The sequence below is a fragment of the Nocardiopsis sp. NPDC050513 genome (assembly GCF_044457925.1).
GTDB lineage: Bacteria > Actinomycetota > Actinomycetes > Streptosporangiales > Streptosporangiaceae > Nocardiopsis.
On the sequence record NZ_JBITHK010000006.1, the window covers coordinates 210,831 to 231,200 of the forward strand.

General features: G+C 73.1%; 17 protein-coding genes. 9 read left to right on the top strand and 8 right to left on the bottom strand.

The window, feature by feature from the left end; genetic code table 11:
• Window positions 1–88: 88 nt before the first annotated feature.
• Both ACIBFB_RS13200 and ACIBFB_RS13205 read left to right on the top strand, forming a co-directional pair.
• Complete coding sequence (locus ACIBFB_RS13200; RefSeq protein WP_397229596.1) at window positions 89–2,233, top strand: peptidase domain-containing ABC transporter; 2,145 nt, start codon at window positions 89–91, stop codon at window positions 2,231–2,233.
• A gap of 252 nt (window positions 2,234–2,485) precedes the next feature.
• Window positions 2,486–3,463 carry an NAD(P)/FAD-dependent oxidoreductase gene (locus tag ACIBFB_RS13205; protein WP_397229598.1) on the top strand — a complete coding sequence of 326 codons (978 nt, stop codon included), beginning with the start codon at window positions 2,486–2,488 and terminating at the stop codon, window positions 3,461–3,463.
• Window positions 3,464–3,491: 28 nt separating this feature from the next.
• Here ACIBFB_RS13205 and ACIBFB_RS13210 read toward each other — a convergent pair whose 3' ends face one another.
• The gene (locus ACIBFB_RS13210; RefSeq protein ID WP_397229600.1) at window positions 3,492–4,067 is read right to left on the bottom strand and encodes an XRE family transcriptional regulator; all 576 of its coding nucleotides are present in this window, start codon (window positions 4,065–4,067) and stop codon (window positions 3,492–3,494) included.
• Window positions 4,068–4,141: 74 nt separating this feature from the next.
• On the opposite strand from ACIBFB_RS13210, the gene ACIBFB_RS13215 reads away from it, so the two are divergent.
• Window positions 4,142–4,807, top strand: coding sequence for a methyltransferase domain-containing protein (locus ACIBFB_RS13215; protein ID WP_397229602.1), 666 nt, complete (start codon window positions 4,142–4,144; stop codon window positions 4,805–4,807).
• A 79-nt stretch (window positions 4,808–4,886) separates the two neighbouring features.
• Here the strand turns inward: ACIBFB_RS13215 and ACIBFB_RS13220 are convergent, their stop codons facing one another.
• From ACIBFB_RS13220 to ACIBFB_RS13230, 3 genes are all read right to left on the bottom strand, one after another.
• Window positions 4,887–5,927, bottom strand: coding sequence for a sigma-70 family RNA polymerase sigma factor (locus ACIBFB_RS13220; RefSeq protein ID WP_397229603.1), 1,041 nt, complete (start codon window positions 5,925–5,927; stop codon window positions 4,887–4,889).
• A 243-nt stretch (window positions 5,928–6,170) separates the two neighbouring features.
• The gene (locus tag ACIBFB_RS13225; protein ID WP_397229605.1) at window positions 6,171–6,623 is read right to left on the bottom strand and encodes a hypothetical protein; all 453 of its coding nucleotides are present in this window, start codon (window positions 6,621–6,623) and stop codon (window positions 6,171–6,173) included.
• 108 nt (window positions 6,624–6,731) lie between these two features.
• The gene (locus ACIBFB_RS13230) at window positions 6,732–7,496 is read right to left on the bottom strand and encodes a L,D-transpeptidase family protein (RefSeq protein WP_397229607.1); all 765 of its coding nucleotides are present in this window, start codon (window positions 7,494–7,496) and stop codon (window positions 6,732–6,734) included.
• A 270-nt stretch (window positions 7,497–7,766) separates the two neighbouring features.
• On the opposite strand from ACIBFB_RS13230, the gene ACIBFB_RS13235 reads away from it, so the two are divergent.
• A complete protein-coding gene (locus tag ACIBFB_RS13235; RefSeq protein ID WP_397229609.1) occupies window positions 7,767–8,468 on the top strand; it encodes a response regulator transcription factor in 702 nt (233 codons plus the stop codon).
• Window positions 8,455–10,530 carry a sensor histidine kinase gene (locus tag ACIBFB_RS13240; protein ID WP_397229611.1) on the top strand — a complete coding sequence of 692 codons (2,076 nt, stop codon included), beginning with the start codon at window positions 8,455–8,457 and terminating at the stop codon, window positions 10,528–10,530. Before ACIBFB_RS13235 ends, ACIBFB_RS13240 begins: the two co-directional genes overlap by 14 nt.
• Before the next feature lie 20 nt (window positions 10,531–10,550).
• Here ACIBFB_RS13240 and ACIBFB_RS13245 read toward each other — a convergent pair whose 3' ends face one another.
• The 3 genes from ACIBFB_RS13245 to ACIBFB_RS13255 all read right to left on the bottom strand — a co-directional run bounded on the left by ACIBFB_RS13245 (window position 10,551) and on the right by ACIBFB_RS13255 (window position 15,222).
• A complete protein-coding gene (locus ACIBFB_RS13245; RefSeq protein ID WP_397229613.1) occupies window positions 10,551–12,065 on the bottom strand; it encodes a hypothetical protein in 1,515 nt (504 codons plus the stop codon).
• Between the two features lie 67 nt (window positions 12,066–12,132).
• A complete protein-coding gene (locus tag ACIBFB_RS13250) occupies window positions 12,133–14,085 on the bottom strand; it encodes a hypothetical protein (RefSeq protein WP_397229615.1) in 1,953 nt (650 codons plus the stop codon).
• Window positions 14,086–14,649: 564 nt separating this feature from the next.
• The gene (locus ACIBFB_RS13255; protein WP_397229618.1) at window positions 14,650–15,222 is read right to left on the bottom strand and encodes a GNAT family N-acetyltransferase; all 573 of its coding nucleotides are present in this window, start codon (window positions 15,220–15,222) and stop codon (window positions 14,650–14,652) included.
• A gap of 111 nt (window positions 15,223–15,333) precedes the next feature.
• Here ACIBFB_RS13255 and ACIBFB_RS13260 point away from each other — a divergent pair, with 111 nt between their 5' ends.
• The gene (locus ACIBFB_RS13260; protein ID WP_397229620.1) at window positions 15,334–15,915 is read left to right on the top strand and encodes a DNA-3-methyladenine glycosylase I; all 582 of its coding nucleotides are present in this window, start codon (window positions 15,334–15,336) and stop codon (window positions 15,913–15,915) included.
• 13 nt (window positions 15,916–15,928) lie between these two features.
• On the opposite strand, the gene ACIBFB_RS13265 is transcribed toward ACIBFB_RS13260, so the two are convergent.
• On the bottom strand, window positions 15,929–17,530 hold the full coding sequence (locus ACIBFB_RS13265) for an ABC-F family ATP-binding cassette domain-containing protein (protein WP_397229622.1): 1,602 nt from the start codon (window positions 17,528–17,530) through the stop codon (window positions 15,929–15,931).
• 155 nt (window positions 17,531–17,685) lie between these two features.
• On the opposite strand from ACIBFB_RS13265, the gene ACIBFB_RS13270 reads away from it, so the two are divergent.
• From ACIBFB_RS13270 to ACIBFB_RS13280, 3 genes are all read left to right on the top strand, one after another.
• A complete protein-coding gene (locus ACIBFB_RS13270) occupies window positions 17,686–18,312 on the top strand; it encodes a TetR/AcrR family transcriptional regulator (protein WP_397229624.1) in 627 nt (208 codons plus the stop codon).
• Window positions 18,313–18,436: 124 nt separating this feature from the next.
• Complete coding sequence (locus tag ACIBFB_RS13275; RefSeq protein ID WP_397229626.1) at window positions 18,437–19,411, top strand: ATP-binding cassette domain-containing protein; 975 nt, start codon at window positions 18,437–18,439, stop codon at window positions 19,409–19,411.
• Window positions 19,408–20,262, top strand: coding sequence for an ABC transporter permease (locus ACIBFB_RS13280; RefSeq protein ID WP_397229628.1), 855 nt, complete (start codon window positions 19,408–19,410; stop codon window positions 20,260–20,262). Before ACIBFB_RS13275 ends, ACIBFB_RS13280 begins: the two co-directional genes overlap by 4 nt.
• The last annotated feature ends 108 nt before the right edge of the window (window positions 20,263–20,370 follow it).

Genomic DNA, 20,370 nt, shown 5'->3' on the forward strand with positions numbered 1-20,370 from the left:
TCCCCGTGGGCAGGAGCGGATCTCCGCCCGGGTACGGAGCCGGCCGCCCCGCGGCGGCCGGCCTTTCTCTGTGAAGTGGAGGGCACCGATGCGTGTACGGCGTGTGCGGGAAGTCCAGCAGTTCACCCAGACCGAGTGCGGCCTCTGCTGCGTCGCGATGGTGTTGTCGGCCTACGGCTCGCGTGGAACGGTGTCACCGCTGCGACGCGACCACGAGACGGGGCGCGACGGCCTTTCACTCCGGGAGGTCGCCACGATCCTGCGCGGGTACGGCATGCGGGTCCGGGCGTTCCGCGCGGGGATCGGCAAGCTCAACGAGCTCCAGTTCCCGCTGGTGGCCCACTGGAACGACAACCACCTCGTGGTCCTGGAGGAGGTCACGGGCAGCACGGTCACCGTGGTGGACCCCGCCTCGGGACGCCGCAGGTACCCGATCCGGGAGTTCGAGGAGCACTACAGCGGTATCGTCATCGAGGCGACGCCCACCGACGCCTACGTCCCGGTCGTCCACCGGGATCCGAGCGTGTGGTGGGAGTTCCTGCGGTCGCTGACGGGGGCGAGGCGGGCCCTCGCCCAGGTCCTCGCCCTGTCGCTGCTCCTCTACGCGTTCATTCTGTGCGTGCCCCTCGGGGTCCAGGTCGCGATCAACGGCCACAGTGCGTACTTCACGGATGCGCCCCTGGGACCGCTCCTGGCCATGATGGCCGTCCCCCTGGTGCTCTACTACCTCATCTCCTTGCTGCGGAGCCTGTTCCTGGCGACGGTCATCAGGCGTCTGGGCGAGGAGATGATGGGCAAGGCGTTCGGGAAACTCCTGACCCTGCCCTACAAGTACTTCGCGGGCCGGTCCCAGGGGGAGCTCATGTACCGGTTGGCGAGCATCGCCTCGGTGCGCGACATGGTCTCCGGCCAGGCGACGGCGGTTCTGCTGGACGTCGGCAGCCTGTTCGTCGTCTTCGGCTACATCTTCTACCGCTCCCCCCTCCTCGGAGCGGTCGCCCTGGCGGTCTTCCTCTGCATGGTCGCGATCGCCGTGGTCTCCTACCGGCCGATCCGGTCGGTGATCGACCGCGAGATCAGCGCCGGCGCCGAGTCCACCAGCATCCAACTGGAGGCCATGACCTCGATCGAAACGCTGAAGGTGTCGGGGATGACCGGTCCCTTCTTCGAGAACTGGAGGAAGGTCTACGCCGAGGCCGTGAAGCAGACCTGGAGGCGGATCGTCATCCAGGGGGCGGCCTCCGGCGCGTACTCCGCGTTCCAGGTCTTCGGTCCGCTGGTCGTCCTGGTCACGGGGCTGTGGCTGGTCCACGAGGGGCGGTTGGACCTGGGGTCCGCCGTGGCCGTGCAGACCCTGACCTCCACCGGCCTGGGCACGGTGACGTCCCTGTCCGGGGCCTTCACCCAGCTGATCACTGCGAACGCGCAGGTGGAGCGGGTCGGGGACATCCTCAACCATCCCGCGGGCAACGAGATGCCGGGCGACCGGAAACCACCCGTCACCGGGGAGATCTCTCTGCGCGGTGTGGGGTTCGCCTACCCCGGTTCCAAGGTGCCGGTCCTGGAGGACGTGTCCTTCGAGGTCCCGGCCGGCGCCCGGGTCGCGGTCGTGGGGAGCACCGGTTCGGGCAAGAGCACGCTCGGCAAGCTGCTGATGGGTCTCTATCCGCTGGGTGCCGGCGAGATCAGGTACGACGGCGTTCCACTGACCGGTATCGACGCGGGGTGGTTCTACCGGCACGTGGCCTACGTCCCGCAGGAGATCTCACTCAGCAACAGGTCGATCGCCGACAACATCCGTTTCGGTCTGCCCGACGCCGATCCGGAGACCGTCCACAGGGCCGCGCGCGAGGCGCAGATCGACGGGGACATCGAGGTGATGCCGCTCGGTTACCACACCCAGGTGAGGGAGATGGGGGGAAGTCTGTCCGGGGGCCAGCGCCAGCGCATAGCCATCGCGCGGGCCCTGGCCAGGGCACCCAGGGTCCTGGTCCTGGACGAGGCGACGAGCTCCCTGGACACGGTCACGGAGGCGATGATCGCCGCGACCCTGGACGGACTGGCGTGCACGAGGGTCATCATCGCCCACCGCCTCTCCACCGTCGTGAACGCCGACCTCATCGTCGTTCTCCAGGAGGGGCGGGTCGTCCAGACGGGGCGGCACGACGATCTCGTCGGCCGCCCCGGCCCCTACAGGGCACTGGTGAGGTCGCAGAGCGATGTCACGGCCTGAGATCCGGCGCCGGACACGCGGGCTCGGCGGAGGGTGGCAGCGGCCCCGGACACGCCGAAGTGCCCTCCGGAGCGGGCCCGACCGCCTGCATGGCGGCGCGCAGGGCCTCCGCGCCGTCCGGGAGGGCCGAGCCGTGGGCCCCGCCGTCCCCCGGGCCGCAGGATCCGGGCCCTCCGGACCGGCACGGCCGCGTTCTTGCTGAAACGGCATGAACACTTGCCCCGTTCGCGGGCGCCGGACGACCATGCCGGTATGACTGAGAGCGCGAACAACCCCAGTGACGTCGACGTCGTGATCGTCGGCGGCGGAGTCGCCGGCCTGTCCGGCGCGGTGACCCTCGTCCGGTCCCGGCGGTCCGTCGTGGTCGTCGACTCCGGCGAGCCCCGCAACGCCCCGGCGTCCGGAGTGCACGGCCTGCTGTCGAGGGACGGCATCGCCCCGGACGAACTCCTGCGCGTGGGACGGGAGGAGGTCACCGGATACGGCGGCCGCGTGGTCCCCGACCGGGCGGTCACCGCGAGCCGGAACGGCGACGGCTTCCTGGTGGAGACCGCGGGCGGGAGCCGCTTCCGGGCCCGGCGGCTCCTGGTGAGCACGGGGCTCGTCGACCGGCTTCCCGACATCCCCGGGTTGCGCGAGCGGTGGGGCCGGGACGTGCTGCACTGCCCCTACTGCCACGGATGGGAGGTGCGGGACCAGGCCATCGGGGTGCTGGCCACCGGCCCGGCGTCCGTCCACCAGGCGCTGCTGTTCCGCCAGTTGTCCGACGAGGTCACCCTGTTCCGGCACACCGTCGGCGACCTGGCAGACGAAGCGTGGGAGAAGCTCGCGGCCCGCGACATCGCGGTGGTCGAGGGGGAGGTCGCCGGACTGGAGGTCGAAAGCGACCGCCTCACCGGAGTGCGACTGGCCTCGGGGCCGCGGATTCCGATCAGCGCGCTGGTCGTAGCTCCCCGGTTCGAGGCCCGGGACGACGTCCTCGCGGGCCTCGGACTGACCGCCGCGGAGCACCCGATGGCCGTCGGGGAGCAGGTGGCGGCGGACGCCAGCGGGCTCACCTCCGTTCCCGGTGTGTGGGTCGCCGGGAACGTGTCCGAGGTCCTGGAGGGGGTCCCGGGCGCGGCCGCCGCCGGTGTGCGGGCCGCCGCGGCCGTCAACGCCGACCTGGTGGCCGCCGACACCGGCGCCGCGCTCACCCGCCGCCTCGCCGGGAACAGCGCGCACGCCTAGTCCCGGGGCCGTCCGCGCCCCCCAGCGGTCACGTGGTCCGGGCTCGCAGATGGGCGCGTTGGCCCTGGCTGCCGAAGAGCACCAGCAGTTCGACCGGCCGGTCGTCGGCCGGTGCCAGGCAGTGGGGCACGTGCGTGTCGAACTCGGCGACCTCGCCGGGGACGAGGACGAGGTCCTGGTCGCCGAGGACCAGTCGGAGGCGGCCCTCGAGGACGTAGACCCACTCGTAGCCCTCGTGCGTCCTCGTCTCCGGCTCGGCCCGGTCGGGCCGGGGAGGGATGACGAGCTTGTGCGCCTGCATGCCGCCGGCCCGGCGGGTCAGCGGGATGTACGTCATCTCGGGCCGGTGCACCGGTCGCAGGTGGACGCGGGGGTCGCCGGTCTGCGGGGCGCCCACGAGCTCGTCCAGGGCGACTCCGTGGGCACGGGCCAGGGGGAGCACCAGTTCGAGCGTCGGCTTCCGGTCACCGCTCTCCAACCGGGACAGCGTGCTCTCCGAGATCCCCGTCGTCCGCGACAGCGCCGCCAGCGTGATCCCCCGCCGCCGCCGCAGTTCCCGCAGCCGCGGACCGACGGCGGCGAGGGTCTCCCTCAGTTCGTCCATACCCACCACCTTGCCGGAACGGCATGAATTCTTGCAACCGGGCCGACCACGGTCCGGAGGAAGGCGGCACAGCCATGACCGACGACAGTCCCGACGCGGACCGGAATCCCGACGAGGCCGCACGTTTCTGGGAGCGGCTCCACACCCAGCGGGAGGAACGGCACTGGTCGGGCCGTCCCAACCCGGTGCTGGTCGAGACCGCGCACGCGATCGCGCCCGGCACCGCGCTCGACCTGGGCAGCGGTGGGGGCGGGGACGCCGTCTGGCTCGCCGCCCGGGGCTGGCGGGTCACCGCCGCCGACATCTCCGCGACCGCCCTGTCCCGGGCCGCCTCGCACGCGTCCGCCGCCGGCGCCGCCGTCGCACGGCGGCTGACCGTCGAACGGCACGACCTCGCCCGCACCTTCCCCGCGGGCTCGTTCGACCTGGTCAACGCGCACTATCTGCAGACCCCGTTCGCACTTCCCCGCGCCCGCGTCCTCCGCCGGGCCGCACGGGCGCTGACGCCCGGCGGTCTGCTCCTCGTCGTCGACCACGGATCCGAGCGCCCCTGGTCCTGGAGCTCCGGCCAGGACACCCGTTTCCCCGCTCCGGAGGAGGTCTTCGACGCGCTCGCGCTGGACCCCGCGGCATGGCGGCCCGAACGCCTCGACACCCCGCGGCGCGAGGCGACCGGGCCCGACGGGGAGACCGCCACCGTCACCGACACCGTCGTCGCCGTGCGCCGCCTGGCGCCCTGACCACCCGCCACCGCCCCCGGCGCCTCCGAGGCGGGCCCCGGCAGGGGCGCGCCCGGCGGGGCCCTGGCCGCCGGACGCCCTACCCGGGCGCGGGCAGGGCGTCCGGCAACCCGAGCAGCGCGAAGTGCTCGCGCCCGACGAACGACGTCAGCGCGCACACGCGGTCCCCGTCCAGCGTCAGCACCGTGACCGACCACGCCGCGTACACGCCCGCTCCGTCGTCCCACAGGTACCCGGCGACCGCCGGCTGGCCGTTCGCCTCCGTCGGCAGCGTCCGCCAGCTCCCGCACCCGGTGATCGGGACCCGTACGGCGAAGTCCGTGACGGCGGCGCGCCCCCGGTACCAGTGCGGCATCGGCGGCATCGACCAGGTGACGTCCTCGGTGAGCAGGGCGACGAACGCGTCCACGTCACCGTTCTCCAACGCGGACGAGTAGCCCTCCACGACCTCCCGCAGGCGCGCGTCGTCCACCTCCCGCAGGGTCCGCTGCTGCGTACGGGCGGGAACGCGCTCGGCCACGGCGCGGCGCGCCCGCTGGAGGGCGCTGTTGACCGACGCGGTCGTGGTGCCCATCGTCCCGGCGATCTCGGCCACCGAGTACCCCAGGACCTCGAAGAGCAGCAGCGCGGCGCGCTGGTTGCCCGGCAGGTGCTGGAGCGCGGCGACGAACGCGAGCTCCACGGCCTCGCGCTGCTCGTACCTGGCGTCCGGGGTCGTCGGCAGCGCGTCGAGGCCGGTGTCCGGGTAGGGGCCGAGCCACGCGACCTCGGTCCGCGGCGCGTCGCCGACCACCGCCCCGTCGCTGGCCGGGCCCAGGTCGACGGGCAGTGCCCGCCGTCCGCGCCGCTCGGCGGCGTCGAGGCACACCCGCGTGGCCACCCTGTACAGCCACGAGCGGAGCGAGGAGCGCCCCTCGAAGCCCTCCAGGCCGCGCCAGGCCCGGACGAGGGCGTCCTGGAGGGCGTCGTCGGCGTCGTGCGCCGAGCCGAGCATGCGGTAGCAGTGCGCGTGGAGCTCCCGGCGCAGGGGGGCGACGAGGCGGGCGAACGCGGCGTCGTCCCCGCCGCGCGCCCGGTCCAGGTCGTCGTCCCCGTGCGACGGGGTGGTCGTGTGGGTCACGGGCACCGATTCTGCTACGCACGAACGACATCCCTCCCCAGGACGGCCGGTGGAGGGATGTCGCGTGCGAGGGGACCCCCGGCGGCCGGATGGCCGGAGGACCACCGCGGCCGCTGGAGTGACCGGCGCGCGGGGCCGCCGGGGGCGTGTGGGACCCGACCCCCGCCGGTGGGTCCCACGGTCGGGGCGCGCCGCGTCGAGGATTCCCGCCCCTGTCAGCGCGCCCCGGTTCCGGGACCGGCGTCAGCCGGTGTAGTTGGGGTCCGCGGGCCGGGGCCGGGCGGGGTCGGCGGGGTCGATGGGGCTGCCGTCCGGGCCGACGCCGGGCCGCGCGGTGGGGTTCTCACCGGACGCGGCGGGATCCTCGGCGGGGTCCGGCGAGGGGGAGGCCTGCTGCTCGGCCTCCCGCTCCGCCCGCTCCGCCCGCTCGGCCTCCAGTTCGGCTTCCCGCTCCTCCCGCTCGGCCTCCAGCTCGTCCCAGACCGCCGCGCAGTCCCGCGGGCTCCCGAACCGGGCCTCCAGCTCGGCGACGCGCTCCTCGTTCAACCCCATGCTCTCGGCCCGCTCCAGGACCGTCTCCCGGCACTCCTCCAGCCCGCTGGGGGGAGCCCCGGAGCCGTCGGCCAGGGCGGGCGCGGCGCCGAAGAGCGCCAGCGTGGTGACTCCGGCGGCCAGGAAGAAGGACTTCAGTCGCATGATCGACCTTTCGTTGCGTTGTCTGTGGTGGTTCACGGCGGACGGAGCGGTCTCCGCCCGCCTCCGGTCCCGGTTCCGCCCCCGTACGCGCGGAACCGGGACCGCTCCTCACGCGGAGATCTCGACCGGGGTGCCGATCGGCAGGTTCTCGGCCATCCAGGTGACGTCGTCGTTGGAGACGCGGATGCACCCGTGGCTCACCTGGCGGCCCAGGGCGTCCTCGTCGTTGGTGCCGTGCACCGCCAACTGGCCGGGTCCGCCCGCGAACTGCTCCAACGTGTCGGAGAAGCCGCTGAGCCCGAAGGCGTAGACGCCGTAGGGGCCCTCGGGGTCCGGCGGCTCGAGCAGCTCGGTGAAGTAGTAGCGGCCCGCCGGGGTGGGCGTCTCGCTCTCCCCCGTGCCGATGGTTCCCGAGCGCACCTCCTCCTCTCCTTCCAGAACGGTGAACGCGAACCCCGACATGTCGACCTCCACGCGGTACTCGGTGCTGGTCAGCGTCACCTCGTCGCTGCGCACCCACCCCGTGCTGCCGTTCGGACGGATCGGCAGGAGCACTTCCAGCCAGTCGCCCTCGACGCGTTCGACGAGGAACGTCCGGTCCTCGCCGAAGTCGTTCGGGCTCGCCAGCGTCTCCAGGACCTCGTCGCCGCCCGGCTCGGTGCGGACGTCGATCGCGTCGCCCGCGACCGTGGCGATCGTGGCCCCCGCCGCCGCGTCCTCCGCGGTGTCCGGAGCGCCACCACCGCCCTCCTCGTCCGGTGCGGCGGACGAGCACGCCGTGAGGGCGGCCAGGAGCGAGGCCGTCACCAGGGGCGGCAGGGCCGCGCGCGGTCCGGGCCGGGTCGGGCGCGGAAGCAGTGCGGATCGACGCATGGGGAACCATCCGGGTTCGTGTGGCGGGGGGCGGCCCTCGGACGCGGTGGTCCGCGCCGGGACGCCGGGGACTCGTCCGGGTCGGTGTCGCCCGGCCGGACGGTTATGAACCATGGCGTACGAATGTGTGGATCCTGTGTGCTCGCCGTGTGGGAACCGTGTTCTGACCTGGGGGGTGTTCCCGGGCGACTTCCGCCGGCGTGTCCGCTTCCTTCGGCGCGGCGTACGATCGAGCCGCGCCAGCGTTCCCACGAGCGAGCGGAGGACCCCGTGTGCGCCCATGTGCTCGTCGCCGAGGACGACACGAACCAGGCCGACCTCATCCGGCGCTACCTGGAGCACGAGGGCCACGTCGTGCGTGTGGTGCACGACGGCCGAGCCGCGGTCGCCGAACACCACCGGGAGTGCCCCGACCTGGTGATCCTCGACGTGATGATGCCGGTCATGAGCGGTCTGGACGCCTGCCGCGCGCTGCGGGCCGAGTCCGACGTGGCGGTCCTGATGCTCACCGCACGCTCCACCGAGGAGGACCTGCTGACGGGGCTCGACCTCGGCGCGGACGACTACGTCACCAAGCCCTACAGCCCGCGCGAGCTGATGGCACGCGTACGCACCCTCCTGCGCCGGTCCCGCCGCCGTGTCGAACGGACCGACCGCGTCATGCGCACCGGACCGCTCGCGGTCGACCCCGACCAGCACACCGTCGAGCTCCACGGCGAACCCGTCGACTGCACCCCCGCGGAGTTCCAACTGCTCGCGGCGCTGGCCGCCCAGCCGGGGCGGGTGTTCAGCCGGGCGCAGCTGTTGGAGCACATCCACGGTGTCAGCCGCTTCATCACCGAGCGCACGATCGACGTCCACGTGATGAACCTGCGCCGCAAGCTCGAACCGAACCCACGCAAACCCGCGCTGCTCGTCACGGTCTACGGCGTCGGCTACAAACTGAACGGCTCGGTCGATGGCGCGCCGTAGGGGCGCGCTGCGGCACAGCCTGCTCGCGCGCATGCTGGCGAGCTCCGTGCTCGTCGCGGTCTGCTCCATCACGGCGACCGCGTGGTTGGCGGTCCAGGGCACGTCGGAGTCGATCAGCTCGGAGCAGGGCGAGACGCTGGCCGCCGACACCCGCATCCACGACACCCTCGTCGGCTACGCGGCGACCCATCCCGACTGGGACGCCGTCGACGCGACCGTGGGCGAGCTCGCCGAGGAGACGGGACGGCGCATCGTCCTGGCCACGGAGAACCGACGCCTCCTCGCCGACTCGGAAACCGGATCGGAGGCGCCGCTCCCACCGCGCGCCTCATCCGTCGTGGACCCGCTCGCGGTGGACGTGACCCTGGTGTCGGAGGGGTCCGACCGTGTGGACGCCCGTGCGGTCGGACCGTTCGCGCTCGACGACGCGGACCGCGCGCGTCTGGAGGACGTCGCGGCGAGGGCCGTCGGCTGCCTCAGTGACGAGTGGGGGCTCTCGGCCACGGTGGAGACCGCGCCGAGCGGTCGCCCGTACCTGGCGACGGCGGACGGGGGTGAGGACGTCGCGTTCGCGGCGGAGTACTGCGGGTTCGAGGACCTGGAGGCGCCCACCGGGAGCGAGGCGACCGTCCTGGAACGGCTGAGCGATCTCACCGGGAGCTGCCTGGACACCGACGCGCCCGAGGTCGCGTTCCGCATGGACTGGTCGCGGGGGACGGCCGTGGCCGTTCCCGTTCCGCCTTCACCCGCGGACGATCCGGGCGACGACGCCCGCGCGCCGCGGGACCCCTCCCCGGGGACCGACCCCGGCTGGCCGTCCGAGGAGGGGGACCCGTCGCAGGAGCCCAGTGCGGGCCCGCCCGAGGACGCGGCGCTGGACCGGGAGGCAGCGCAGGCGGAGGAGGAAGAGGCGGAGCGGCGGGCCGAGGAGGAGGCCTTGTGGGCCCCGACCCCGGTGGCCAGCGACGCTCCCGACGGCTCCGGGGTGCCGGAGGATCCGAACAATCCGTTCGCGACGGTCTCACCCGGACTGGACGAGCGCGCCGCCGAGTGCGTGGCCAGCGCCCGCCGCGAACTGCTCCGCCCGTACGTGGCCCCGGCGGCCCTCCTCTTCATCGACGACCCGTCCGCCGGCACCGCCGCCGCGCCCTCCCTCTCCCGTGAGGGCCTGCTGCGGGTCTCCGGTGTGGTCCTGCTGGTGCTGGTGCTGACGGTCGGGGTGAGCGTGGCCGTCTCGACGCGGTTGGTGCGTCCCGTCCGCGCGCTGACCGACGCCGTGACGCGGATGCGCCAGGGGCGGGGAGCGGCACGGGTCGAGGTGCGCGACTCCGGTGAGATCGGTGAACTGGCCGCCGCGTTCAACGAGATGTCGGAGCACCTGGAGCGGTTGGAGGACCAGCGCAAGGCCATGGTCAGCGACGTCTCGCACGAGCTGCGCACGCCGCTGAGCAACCTGCGGGGGTGGCTGGAGGCCGTCCAGGACGGGGTGGCCGACCTGGAGCCGGAGCGCATGGAGATGCTGGTGGGCGAGACCCTGCTGCTCCAGGACATCATCGACGACCTGCGGGACCTGGCGTTGGCGGACGCGGGCAAGCTGCGGCTGTCCCTCGAGTTGGTGGAGGCGCGCGGACTCGTCGAACAGGTCGCGGCCAGCTACCGGCTGCGCGCGGACGAGGCGGGGCTGGAGCTGGTCACCGAGACGTCCGACGTCGTGCTCAGGGCCGACCGCACACGGCTGTTCCAGGCCGTGGGCAACCTGCTCGGCAACGCCCTGCGGCACACCTCGGAGGGGACGGTCACCGTACGGGTCCGCCCCGAGGGGGACGAGGCGGTGTTCGAGGTCGCCGACACGGGGACGGGCATCGCCGCCGAGGACCTGCCGAACGTGTTCGACCGGTTCTGGCGGGCGGAGAAGTCGCGCAGCCGCCAGACCGGGGGAAGCGGCCTGGGGCTGTCCATCGTGCGCAACCTGACCGAACTGCACGGCGGGAGGGTCTCGGTCGAGAGCGCCCTCGGCGAGGGAACGACGTTCACGCTCCGGCTTCCCCTGGTGGGGCCCTGACGGCCCCGCAGCGCTCCGGATCACCCGCCGATGACGTAGGGCCGTTCCTGGGGCTGGTCCTCCTCCAGGGGAAGTTCGACGACGGGCACGTAGCGGCCGACCGCCTCGCCGCCGCGTTCGGGACCGTAGCTGAGCACTCCGGCCCCGGCCGGGACCTCGTGGGCGCTGTTGAGCAGCATGAGCTGGTCGAACACGTCGGAGGGCAGCGGAGGGCCGTCGAGTTCCATGGCGTTGGTGGTGCGCACGGCCGAGGCCGCCACGGCGAACGCGTCGTGGTTGACCAGGGCGTAGCCGTTGTCCAGTGCGGACGGGTCGTCGGTCACCTCCTCCGCGAAGGCCGCCCTGAAGGCGGCGTAGCCGGGGGGAACGTCCACGTCGGGGCTGCCGGTCGCCCAGCGGGGGTCGATGCCTGACGCGTGGACGAGGGTGATCCGGCTCTCCTCCAGCGTCGCCATCAGCTCCTCGTCGGCCAGGGCGCTCAGGCCGGTGACGACGAACAGCACCCGCACGGGGGTGTCCGCGCAGGCCCGGGCCGCGAGGGAGTCGAGGAACGCGTTGAGGTCGGGCGTGCGCCCCGCGAACAGCACGGTGTCGGTCCCGGCCGCGCACACGTTGAGGGTCACGGTGTTGAACAGTCCGGCCCGGGGGGCGTCCCCCACGGTCGTCCCGCTGAACTCCTGCGCCTGACCGGTGACGTACTCCCCGAGCCGGGTCCGGTAGGCGTCGCGGAGCGTGCTGACGAACAGGTCCGGTTCGGTGGTGTCGTAGACGAGCGTGGCCCGCGGCGTCTCCTCCAACGCGTCGAGGTAGCCCCGGAGCGCGCGCACGTACTCGGAGTTGCTGGGGGCGGCGCGGAGCAGACCGGGGATCTCGAAGTGGTCGAGGCCGTCGGCGGTGACCGCGGAGGAGACCATGGGGATCTGGTTCTCGGCGAGGCGTTCGGCGGCCGCCCGGGTGGACTCGACGCTCACGCCCATGCCCACGACGGCCACGAGGGGGACCGGCTCGGCGGACATCGCGACGAGGTCGTCCACGACCGTCTCCCAGTGCTCCTGCTGGGCGCCCATGTTGGCGAGGACCAGCTGGATCCGGGGGCTGGGGTCGCCGAAGTCGTGCGAGTGGTTGGCGCGCATCATCCCGGTGTAGGCGCCTTCCAGGGCCCTGCGGATGCGGCCGGGGTCCATGGGGCTCACGTCGCCGAACGTGAGTGTGCCCAGGAAGGCGATCCTGACCACCGTTCCGCCCTCCTCGGCCACCCGGGCGTTCTCGGCGGCGATGAGCGCCTGGATCTCGGCGAAGTCCTCGTGGAAGACGTGGTCGCCGTCGCTGACGCCCACGCACTGCCCCTGGACCGACCGCACGCCGTTGCCCGGCCCGCCGCAGGCGAACCGGTCCCACACCGCGACCGTGCCCGCCGCCAGCGCCAGGACGACGGCTACGGCGAGCGCCGGCGCGAGTCGTCGCAGACGGCGGAACCGCTGGGGTCGGGGGATGACGACCCCGCCACCCGCAGGGTTCCTCTCCTGTTCGGCCATGGTCTGGACTTCCTTCCGGTGTCTGGGGAGGTCGACGCCGCCGGAACGCACGCGGCCCGGACGGGGTTCAGGCGGTGCCGTGGAAGCGGCGCCAGTACTCCAGGTGCGCGCTGGCCTCGTCGAGGAGGTGGCTCTGGCCCGAGGGGCAGTACTGGGACAGTTCGGTCAGCGCCTGGGAGCAGACGGCGTGCAGGTGGTCGGTGCGGAACATGTCGGGGTCGCCGAGGATGCGGCGGGCGGCGACGAGCTTGAGGCAGGCCTCGGTCTCGGCGGACGTGCCCTCGCCGATCTCCTCCGTCCACATCCGGCGCCAGGTCTCGTGGAGGGGCGGCGCCGGACGGGAGCGCATCGGGGCGCCGGTGATCGTGCGGAGCCGCCGGACCCAGGCGGCCCCGCCGATGTCCGGGGCCTTGAGCCAGCCCTCGAAGTGCCAGGCGACGCGGAGGAGCTGGCCGTCGCAGAGGCGGTGGTAGATCTCGCTCTCGGTGGCGCGCTCCGGGTCCGGGTCGGCGCCCTGGTAGTAGTCGGCGAGGAGGCGGTGGGTGGTGGACCAGTCCGGGTGGGGGCCGCCGGAGGCGCGCCGGGCCAGCCTGCGCAGCAGCAGGCGGCGCAGCACGGTGGTGCGTTCGCCGTCCCACAGGGGGTGGGCGCGCAGCTCGTTCTCGCCGACGGTGCGGGGAGGGTCCTGGGCCCGGTACAGCCACAGCCCCGCGTCCATGTCCCTCGCGGCGGAGCAGGTGGTGAGCGCCTCGCGGAGGTCCTCGGGAAGGTCGGTGAGGGCGGCTCCGAGCACGTCGGCGAGCATCCGCTCCTCGGTCGTGCGGGTCGAGGCCCGTCCCGTGCCGGGGTCGGCGGGCGCGTGCGCGAGGGCCTCGTGGAGGCCGCGGCCCCGAACCCCGGTCCAGGCCTCGACCAGCCGGACGGTGGCGGCGGGGTGTCCGGCGGTGAACTCCCACAGCCGTTCGGCCGGGTCCCCGGCGACCTCGCCGTCGGTCCGCTCCGCGAGAAGGCGCCCCGTGTCCCGCGCGGTCAGGGCGGACATCCGGAAGGCGGTCCAGGCGGCGTCCTCCCCGATCCCGTCCCGGGGTTCGGGGAGGGCGCGGAGCAGGCTGTCCCTGCCGGCGGCGACGACGGTGAGCGGTTCGGGGTCGGCGCTGCCGGGCACCTGGGTGAGGGCCTGGACGAGTTCGGGTCCCACGCCGCGGTGGGCGTTGTCCAGCAGGATCACGGGCGTGGGTAGGGCGTGGACGCGCCTGGGCGCGTGCCGCATGTCGGCGCGCAGGGCGTCGCACAGGAAGGCGGTGACGATCTGGCGGTTGGTGAGCCCGCGCGTGGGGTCGGCCCGGTCGGGTTCCCGGGCGCTGTGGGCGAGGGCGACGAGGGAGTCCACCTCGCCGTCGTTGCGGCCGCGGTCCCGGGTGCGGAACCACGTGACCGCGCGGTCGGCCCCCGCGGCGCCGAGGCTGGCGACGGAGGCGACCCAGCGGGAGATGTCGAGGACGGCGCCCTCGGGCCCGAGGAGTTCGGCGGGCGGGATGAGGTCCCGGGCGCGGTCGAGCCGGTCGCCCAACCAGCTCAGGCTGCCGCGGTCCTGGGCGCGGACCCGTTGGAGGACCTGTTCGACCTGCTCTCGTTCGCCGCCCGGATCGCCGTCCCCCAGGTCGAGCCGCAGGGCGAGCAGGGCGATCCACAGGCGGGGGAACTCCAGGCGGCCGTAGTACCTGCGGTGGTGGCCGAGGCCGTTGGCGGTCACGGACACCAGGTCGGTGAGGACCGCGGCCACGTCGGAGTAGTAGCGGGGATCCGCGAGGTCGAGGTGGGCGTAGGGGATGTCGCGCTCCCTGAGGTTGGCGCCCATCCACCGCAGCAGGTGGGTCTTGCCGTGGCCGTGGCCGCCCTCCACGACCATGACCGGGCGGCGGCGGCCACCGCCGCCGGTCCACTCCGCTCTGATCAGGTCAGCGAAACACCTCGCCTCTCCGAGCTGTCCAACAGGACTGTCACTGCGGGGCTCCGTCACCCGACACTCCCCGGTCATTGGTCTCGGCCATTCACCTTGATGCGCGAATCCCGGGCGGATAACACGGTTCGCTGCTTTCGCAACACAGGCGTTATGTACGCTCTATTACTAGTGAGTGCTTTATGGGTTTTCGCGCGCTTTGAGACTCGTGTGACTGAAGTTGCTAGAGCGGCGTTGACGAGCGACCACACCCTGAGTTGTCCACAGCCCGACGGGCACCTCTTCCCGAATTCGGCTCACCCTGCTGTCATGAATGGGACGGACGCACGGGGAGAACGGTTCCGCCCGTGGAGGACGGGGACGCGCCGACGGCCGGATTGAACGGGGAGAGTCCAGTTCGGAAAGCGGGGGAACGGTTGCCAGGGAACCATCGGACGCGCGGGGGCGGATCCGCGGCACGCACCGGGACGGCGGGCTCCCGTGAGGGGACCGGCGCGGGACCGGCGCTCGGTTCCGGACCAGGACAGGAGAACGCCTTCGGTCCCCGGGCCGAGGGGGTGTCGGTGGCCGGGACGGGGGTGTCCCTCCGCGAGCGCTTCAGCTTGACGTCAGGCCACAGCCGCTCTACGCCGCCCGGCGTCGCCGGGAAGGGGTCACCGGGCGCTCGTAGATGTACTCCAGGCCGTCGGTCTCGTCCCACCGCTCGCCCACGTGCGCGAACCCGAACCCGGCGATGGTGGCCAGGGAGGCGGCGTTGTCCGGCCTGATCGACGCGCGCACCGTGGTCACCTCGGGGAAGGCGGCGGCGCGCCGCAGCAGTGCGGCCACGGTCGCCCGGCCGTACCCCCGGCGGCGCCGGTCCGGGTGGATCGCGTATCCGATCTCCACCCTCCCGTCCGCGTCGGGCGGCCCGTGGTACCCGCCGTTGCCCACCGTCCGGGGACGGCCCCGGTCTCCGTCGTCGTCCACCACCGCATAGGTCAGCCACCCGGCCTGGCCCGGGTCCTCGGTGAGCTGCACCAGGCGGAAGTGCCACAACCACCGCTCGGCCAGGAACTCCGGTCCGAACTCGACTCCCGCCAGCTCGCCCGCCTTGACCAGGTCCCCGTCCACCAGCGCCGTCAGCACACTCGTGGTCAGGTCCACCATCCGCACCCGCGGTGCGGCGGGCCCCGAGCCCCGGTCCGCATCCGTCATGCTCCGATCCTTCCCCGTCCGCCCCGACCGCAACAGACGTCCCGCGCGAAGTGTCCTGCGCCTCGGGCACAATGGCCGCACACCCGTGCCCGCCGCCGTCCGAGGAGCGCCATGTCCGCCGCCACCGCACCCGTGGACCAGCGCTGCGCCTGGGCGCGCGGCGCGTCGGACCTGATGAAGGCGTACCACGACGACGAGTGGGGCCGCCCCTCCCGCGACGACCGGTACCTGTTCGAGATGCTCGTTTTGGAGGGCGCCCAGGCCGGGCTGTCCTGGTCCACCGTGCTCAACAAGCGCGAGAACTACCGGCGCGCCCTCGACGGCTTCGACCCCGAGGTCGTGGCCGCCTACGACCAGGCCCGGCTGGACGCCCTCCTCCAGGATCCGGGCATCATCCGCAACCGGCTCAAGGTGGCCTCGGTCGTCCGCAACGCCCAGGCCTTCCTGCGCGTGCGGGACGACCGCGGCGCCTTCGCCGACTACCTGTGGGGCTGGGTGGACGGGTCCCCGATCGTCAACCGGTTCACCGACCCGTCCCAGGTCCCCGTGAGCACCCCGCTGTCCGACCGGCTCAGCAAGGACCTGAAAAAGCGCGGGTTCACGTTCGTCGGCACGACGATCGCCTACTCCTACCTCCAGGCCACCGGGCTCGTCGACGACCACCTGGTCGGCTGCCCCGCCAAACCCGTCTGACCTCCGGCCGCGCTCACCCCGCCCCGCCGTCCACCGGCGCCCCGCCGCGCGCGAGCGACCACCACCGTGTGACCCCGACCTCCTCCAGGAACGCGTGGTCGTGGCTGGCCACGAGCAGCGCGCCCCGGTAGTCGGCGAGGGCGTCCACCAGCTGCCGCTGGCTGTCCAGGTCCAGGTTGTTGGTGGGCTCGTCCAGGACCAGCAGCTGGGGCGGCGCGTCCGCCAGCAGCAGCCGGGCCAAGGCGACCCGGAACCGCTCGCCCCCGGAGAGGTCGGCCGCCCGCTGGTCCACCCGGTCCCCGCGCACGAGGAACCGCGCCAGGCTCGCCCGCACCTCGTGCGGGGTCGCCGTCCGCGCCGCGGCGCGGACGTTGTCCAGGACGCTGAGCCCGTCGTCGAGCACGTCCAGCCGCTGCGGCAGGTATCCGATCCGGCCGATCGCCGCGACGACGCCGACGCACGGGTGCTCTCCCTGGCCGACGACCGCCCGCAGCAGCGTGGTCTTCCCCGATCCGTTGGGACCGACGAGCGCGATCCGTTCCGGTCCGCGCACGTGCAGCCGCCCGTCGTCCGGCGTCCGCAGCTCCAGCACGTCACGCCCGGCGGGGACCTCCGTGGCGGGGAGCGCGACCCGGATGACGGCGTCGTCGCGGACGGCCTCCTCCGCGCGGACGAGTGCGTCGCGCGCCTCGACCAGCTTCTCCTCCTGCATGATCCGGTGCTTGCCCGCCGCCACCTGGGCATCACGCTTGCGCTGCTTCATGACGACGCGCGGTTCGCGCTTGGTGTCGTACATCTTCCGGCCGTAGCGCTGCCTCCGGGCGAGCTTGACGTGCGCGTCGGACAGCTGCCGCTTCTCACGCCGCACATCGGCCTCGGCAACGCGCACCGCGCGTCGGGCGCCCTCCTGCTCGGCGGCGAGCCGCTCGGTGTAGTCCGAGTGGTTCCCGCCCCACATGCGCAGCGTCCCCTCCCTGAGTTCGGCGATCTGGTCGACCCGTTCGAGGAGCTCGCGGTCGTGGCTGGCCACGATGAGCACCCCGCGCCAGGATTCGACGGCGTCATGGAGCCGTTCCCTGGCCGCACGGTCGAGGTTGTTGGTCGGTTCGTCGAGCAGGGTGACGGCGGGACGGCGCAGCGCCAGTCCGGCGAGGGCGACCAGCATCGTCTCCCCGCCCGAGAGTGTGCCGACGGACCGGTCCAGCGGAGCGCTCCCGTCCAGGTGGACCCCGAACCGCTCCACCTGGGCGAGCGCCCGTTCCTCCACGTCCCAGGCGTCTGCGACGGCGTCGAAGTCGGCCTCGGCGCCCCGGCCGCTCTCGATGGCGTGCAGGGCCGCGCGCGCCCGGTCGACGCCGAGCAGTTCGGCGACCGTGCGGCCGGTGTCCAGGGTGACGCCCTGGTCCAGCCAGCCGACGTCGCCGCTGACCGAGACCGTGCCCGAGGCCGGTGTGTGCGCCCCGGTGATCAGCGTGAGCAGCGTGGACTTCCCGCTGCCGTTGCGGCCGATCAGGCCTGTCCGGCCGTGGCCGAAGGCCGCGTCGAGGCCGGTGAAGACGGGCGTGCCGTCGGGCCAGGAGAAGGTGAGTCGTGAACAGACGACGGAGAAGGACATCCGGACCTCCCGGGAACGGTGGAGAACGGCTGGGGACCTGGGGTTCGGATGACTCGGCCCATCGTGATCTCCTCCTGGGAAGGTCGGCTGGTGCGACGTTCGTCGCGTTAGCGACTATGGCATGCGGAATCTTCAAATGCAACTAGAGTTGCGTTATGAACTCGAACACGCCGAACCCCGGCGCCTCCCGCCCCGGCGGCCGGACCGCGCGCAACACCGCGGCGGTCCTCCAGGCCACCCTCGACGAACTGGGCGAACACGGGTACCACGGACTCACCGCCGAACGCGTCGCCGCCCGCTCCGGCGTGCACAAGGCCACCGTCTACCGCCGCTGGGGCGGCGTCGACGGTCTCGTGTCAGCCGCCCTGGAGTGGTCCACCGCCCACGCGTGGGAACCGGCCCGCACGGGCGACCTGTACACCGATCTGCTGCGCCTGGCCGAGACCGTCGCCAGCGGGTTCACCGACGCGCCCGAACGCGATCTGTCCACCGCCTCCATCGCCGCCGCGATCTCCTCGGAGACCGTCGCCGAGGCCCTGCGCGCCTTCATGGCCGACCGGCACGCGCGCGCGGCCGTCGTCGTCGAGGAGGCCGCCGCCCGGGGCGAGGTCCCCCCGGACACCGACGCCCGCGAGGTCGTCCGGGCCGCCGTCGCGCCCGTCTACTACCGCCTCTTCGTCAGCCGCGAACCGGTGACCGCCGCCGACCTCCGCCGTGCGGCCCGCACCGCCGCGGACGCCGCCTCGCGGGGGCTGTTCACCACCGAGCACCGCACCGACTGACCAGCCTGACCTGGGCAAACGAAGACATCCAGAATTACGTACGCCGTACGGGAATTCTTCGGCGGGGACCTCCGTTCGCTATGTCGTACAATGTACGGCACGCTGTACGACGGAAGGGAGCCCGATGCCGACCACACAGCACGCCGTCAGCGCGCGGGGTCTGGGCAAGCGCTACGGGAAGACCTGGGCCCTGCGCGGCTTCGACGTGGAGGTCGCCCACGGAAGCGTCCGGGGCCTGCTCGGACCCAACGGCGCGGGCAAGAGCACGGCCGTCCGGATCCTCACCACCCTGCTGCGACCGGACGAGGGCCGCGCGGAGATCGCCGGGTTCGACGTGGCCGCCCAGGGAGAACAGGTCCGTTACCGGATCGGCCTCGTCGGCCAGAACGCCGCCGTGGACGAGATCCTCAGCGGACGCCAGAACCTGGAGATGTTCGGCCGCCTCTACCACCTGGGCGCCCGATCCGCCCGGCGCCGGGCGGACGAGCTCCTCGAACGGTTCGGGCTGGCGGACACCGGCACAGCGCCGGTCAGCGGGTACTCCGGTGGAATGCGGCGCCGCCTCGACCTGGCCGCGAGCATGATCCTCACGCCCCCGGTCCTGTTCCTCGACGAGCCCACGGTCGGACTCGACCCCCGGGCGCGGGGGGAGGTGTGGGCGGCGGTGCGCGGGCTGGTCGACGACGGAACCGCCGTACTGCTCACCACGCAGTACCTGGAGGAGGCCGACCAGCTCGCCGACCGGGTGTCCGTGATCGACTCCGGCCGGGTCGTCGCCGAGGGCGGCCCGGCCGAGCTCAAGGAGCGCGTGGGCGGGGACCGTCTGGAGCTCGTTCTGCACGACGAGTCCGCCGTCCCCGAGGCCGCCGCGCTCGTGGAACGGCTGACCGGCTCGGACGTGACGGTCCAGGCGGGGACCCGGCGGCTCAGCGCCGAGGTCGACGACCGTGTGGCCGCCCTGACCCGCGTCGTGACCGCCCTGGAGGAGCGGGGCACGTCCGTCGAGGACGTCTCCCTCCGCCGACCCACACTCGACGAGGTGTTCCTGCACCTCACCGGTGACCGCGACGACACCCCCGAGGAGGCCGTGAGCCGATGACCACCGCATCCGCGACACCCCGCCCCGACACCCCTGTCCCCCTCGCGCCGCCCACCGGGGCGGCCCGTCTGGGCTGGGCACTGGCCGACGGCTGGACGGTCACCCGCCGCGATCTGACCCACTGGCTCCGCCAGCCCTGGCAGGTGGTGTTCGGCCTGCTGTTCCCGATCCTCATGGTGCTGGTGTTCGGCTTCCTGTTCGGCGGGGCCATCACCGTCCCCGGCGGCGGCGACTACCGCGCGTACCTCATGCCCGGCATGTTCGCCATGACCATGGTCTTCGGCCTGAGCGAGACCGTCATGGCGGTCGTCCACGACACCTCGCGCGGGGTCACCGACCGTTTCCGGTCGATGCCCATGGCGCCGAGTGCCGTGGTGGTCGGCCGGTGCGCGGCCGACATGCTCAAGTCCACGGTCACACTGGCCCTGCTGGTCGGCTGCGGGCTCCTGGTCGGCTGGCAGTGGCACGGCGGCCCCGGACCGACCCTCGCCGCGTTCGGGCTGCTGCTCCTGCTCCGTTTCGCCCTGGTCTGGGTGGGCGTCTACCTGGGGCTGGTGATGAGGGGCGAGGGCGCCATCGCGGTCCTCCAGACCCTGGAGTTCCCACTGGGGTTCCTGTCGAACGCGTTCGTGGCCACCGCCACCATGCCGGTGTGGCTGGGCGTGGTCGCCGACTGGAACCCGCTGTCGTCGACCGTCGGGGCGGCACGGGAGCTGTTCGGCCACCCCGGGTCGGCCGCGGACAGCTGGATCGCGCAGAACGCGGTCACCATGGCCGTGGTCTGGCCGCTCCTGGTCGTGGCCGTGTTCGCACCGCTGAGCGTGCGGCGCTTCCGCGCCCTGAGCGGATGAACCGGGTGCGGGCTTCGGGCGGCGCTCCGCCGTCCGAAGCCCGCACGGCCCCCGGCGCCGTTGCGGCCGACGTACACTGACGCCGACCCCGACCACCGGAACGGCCGA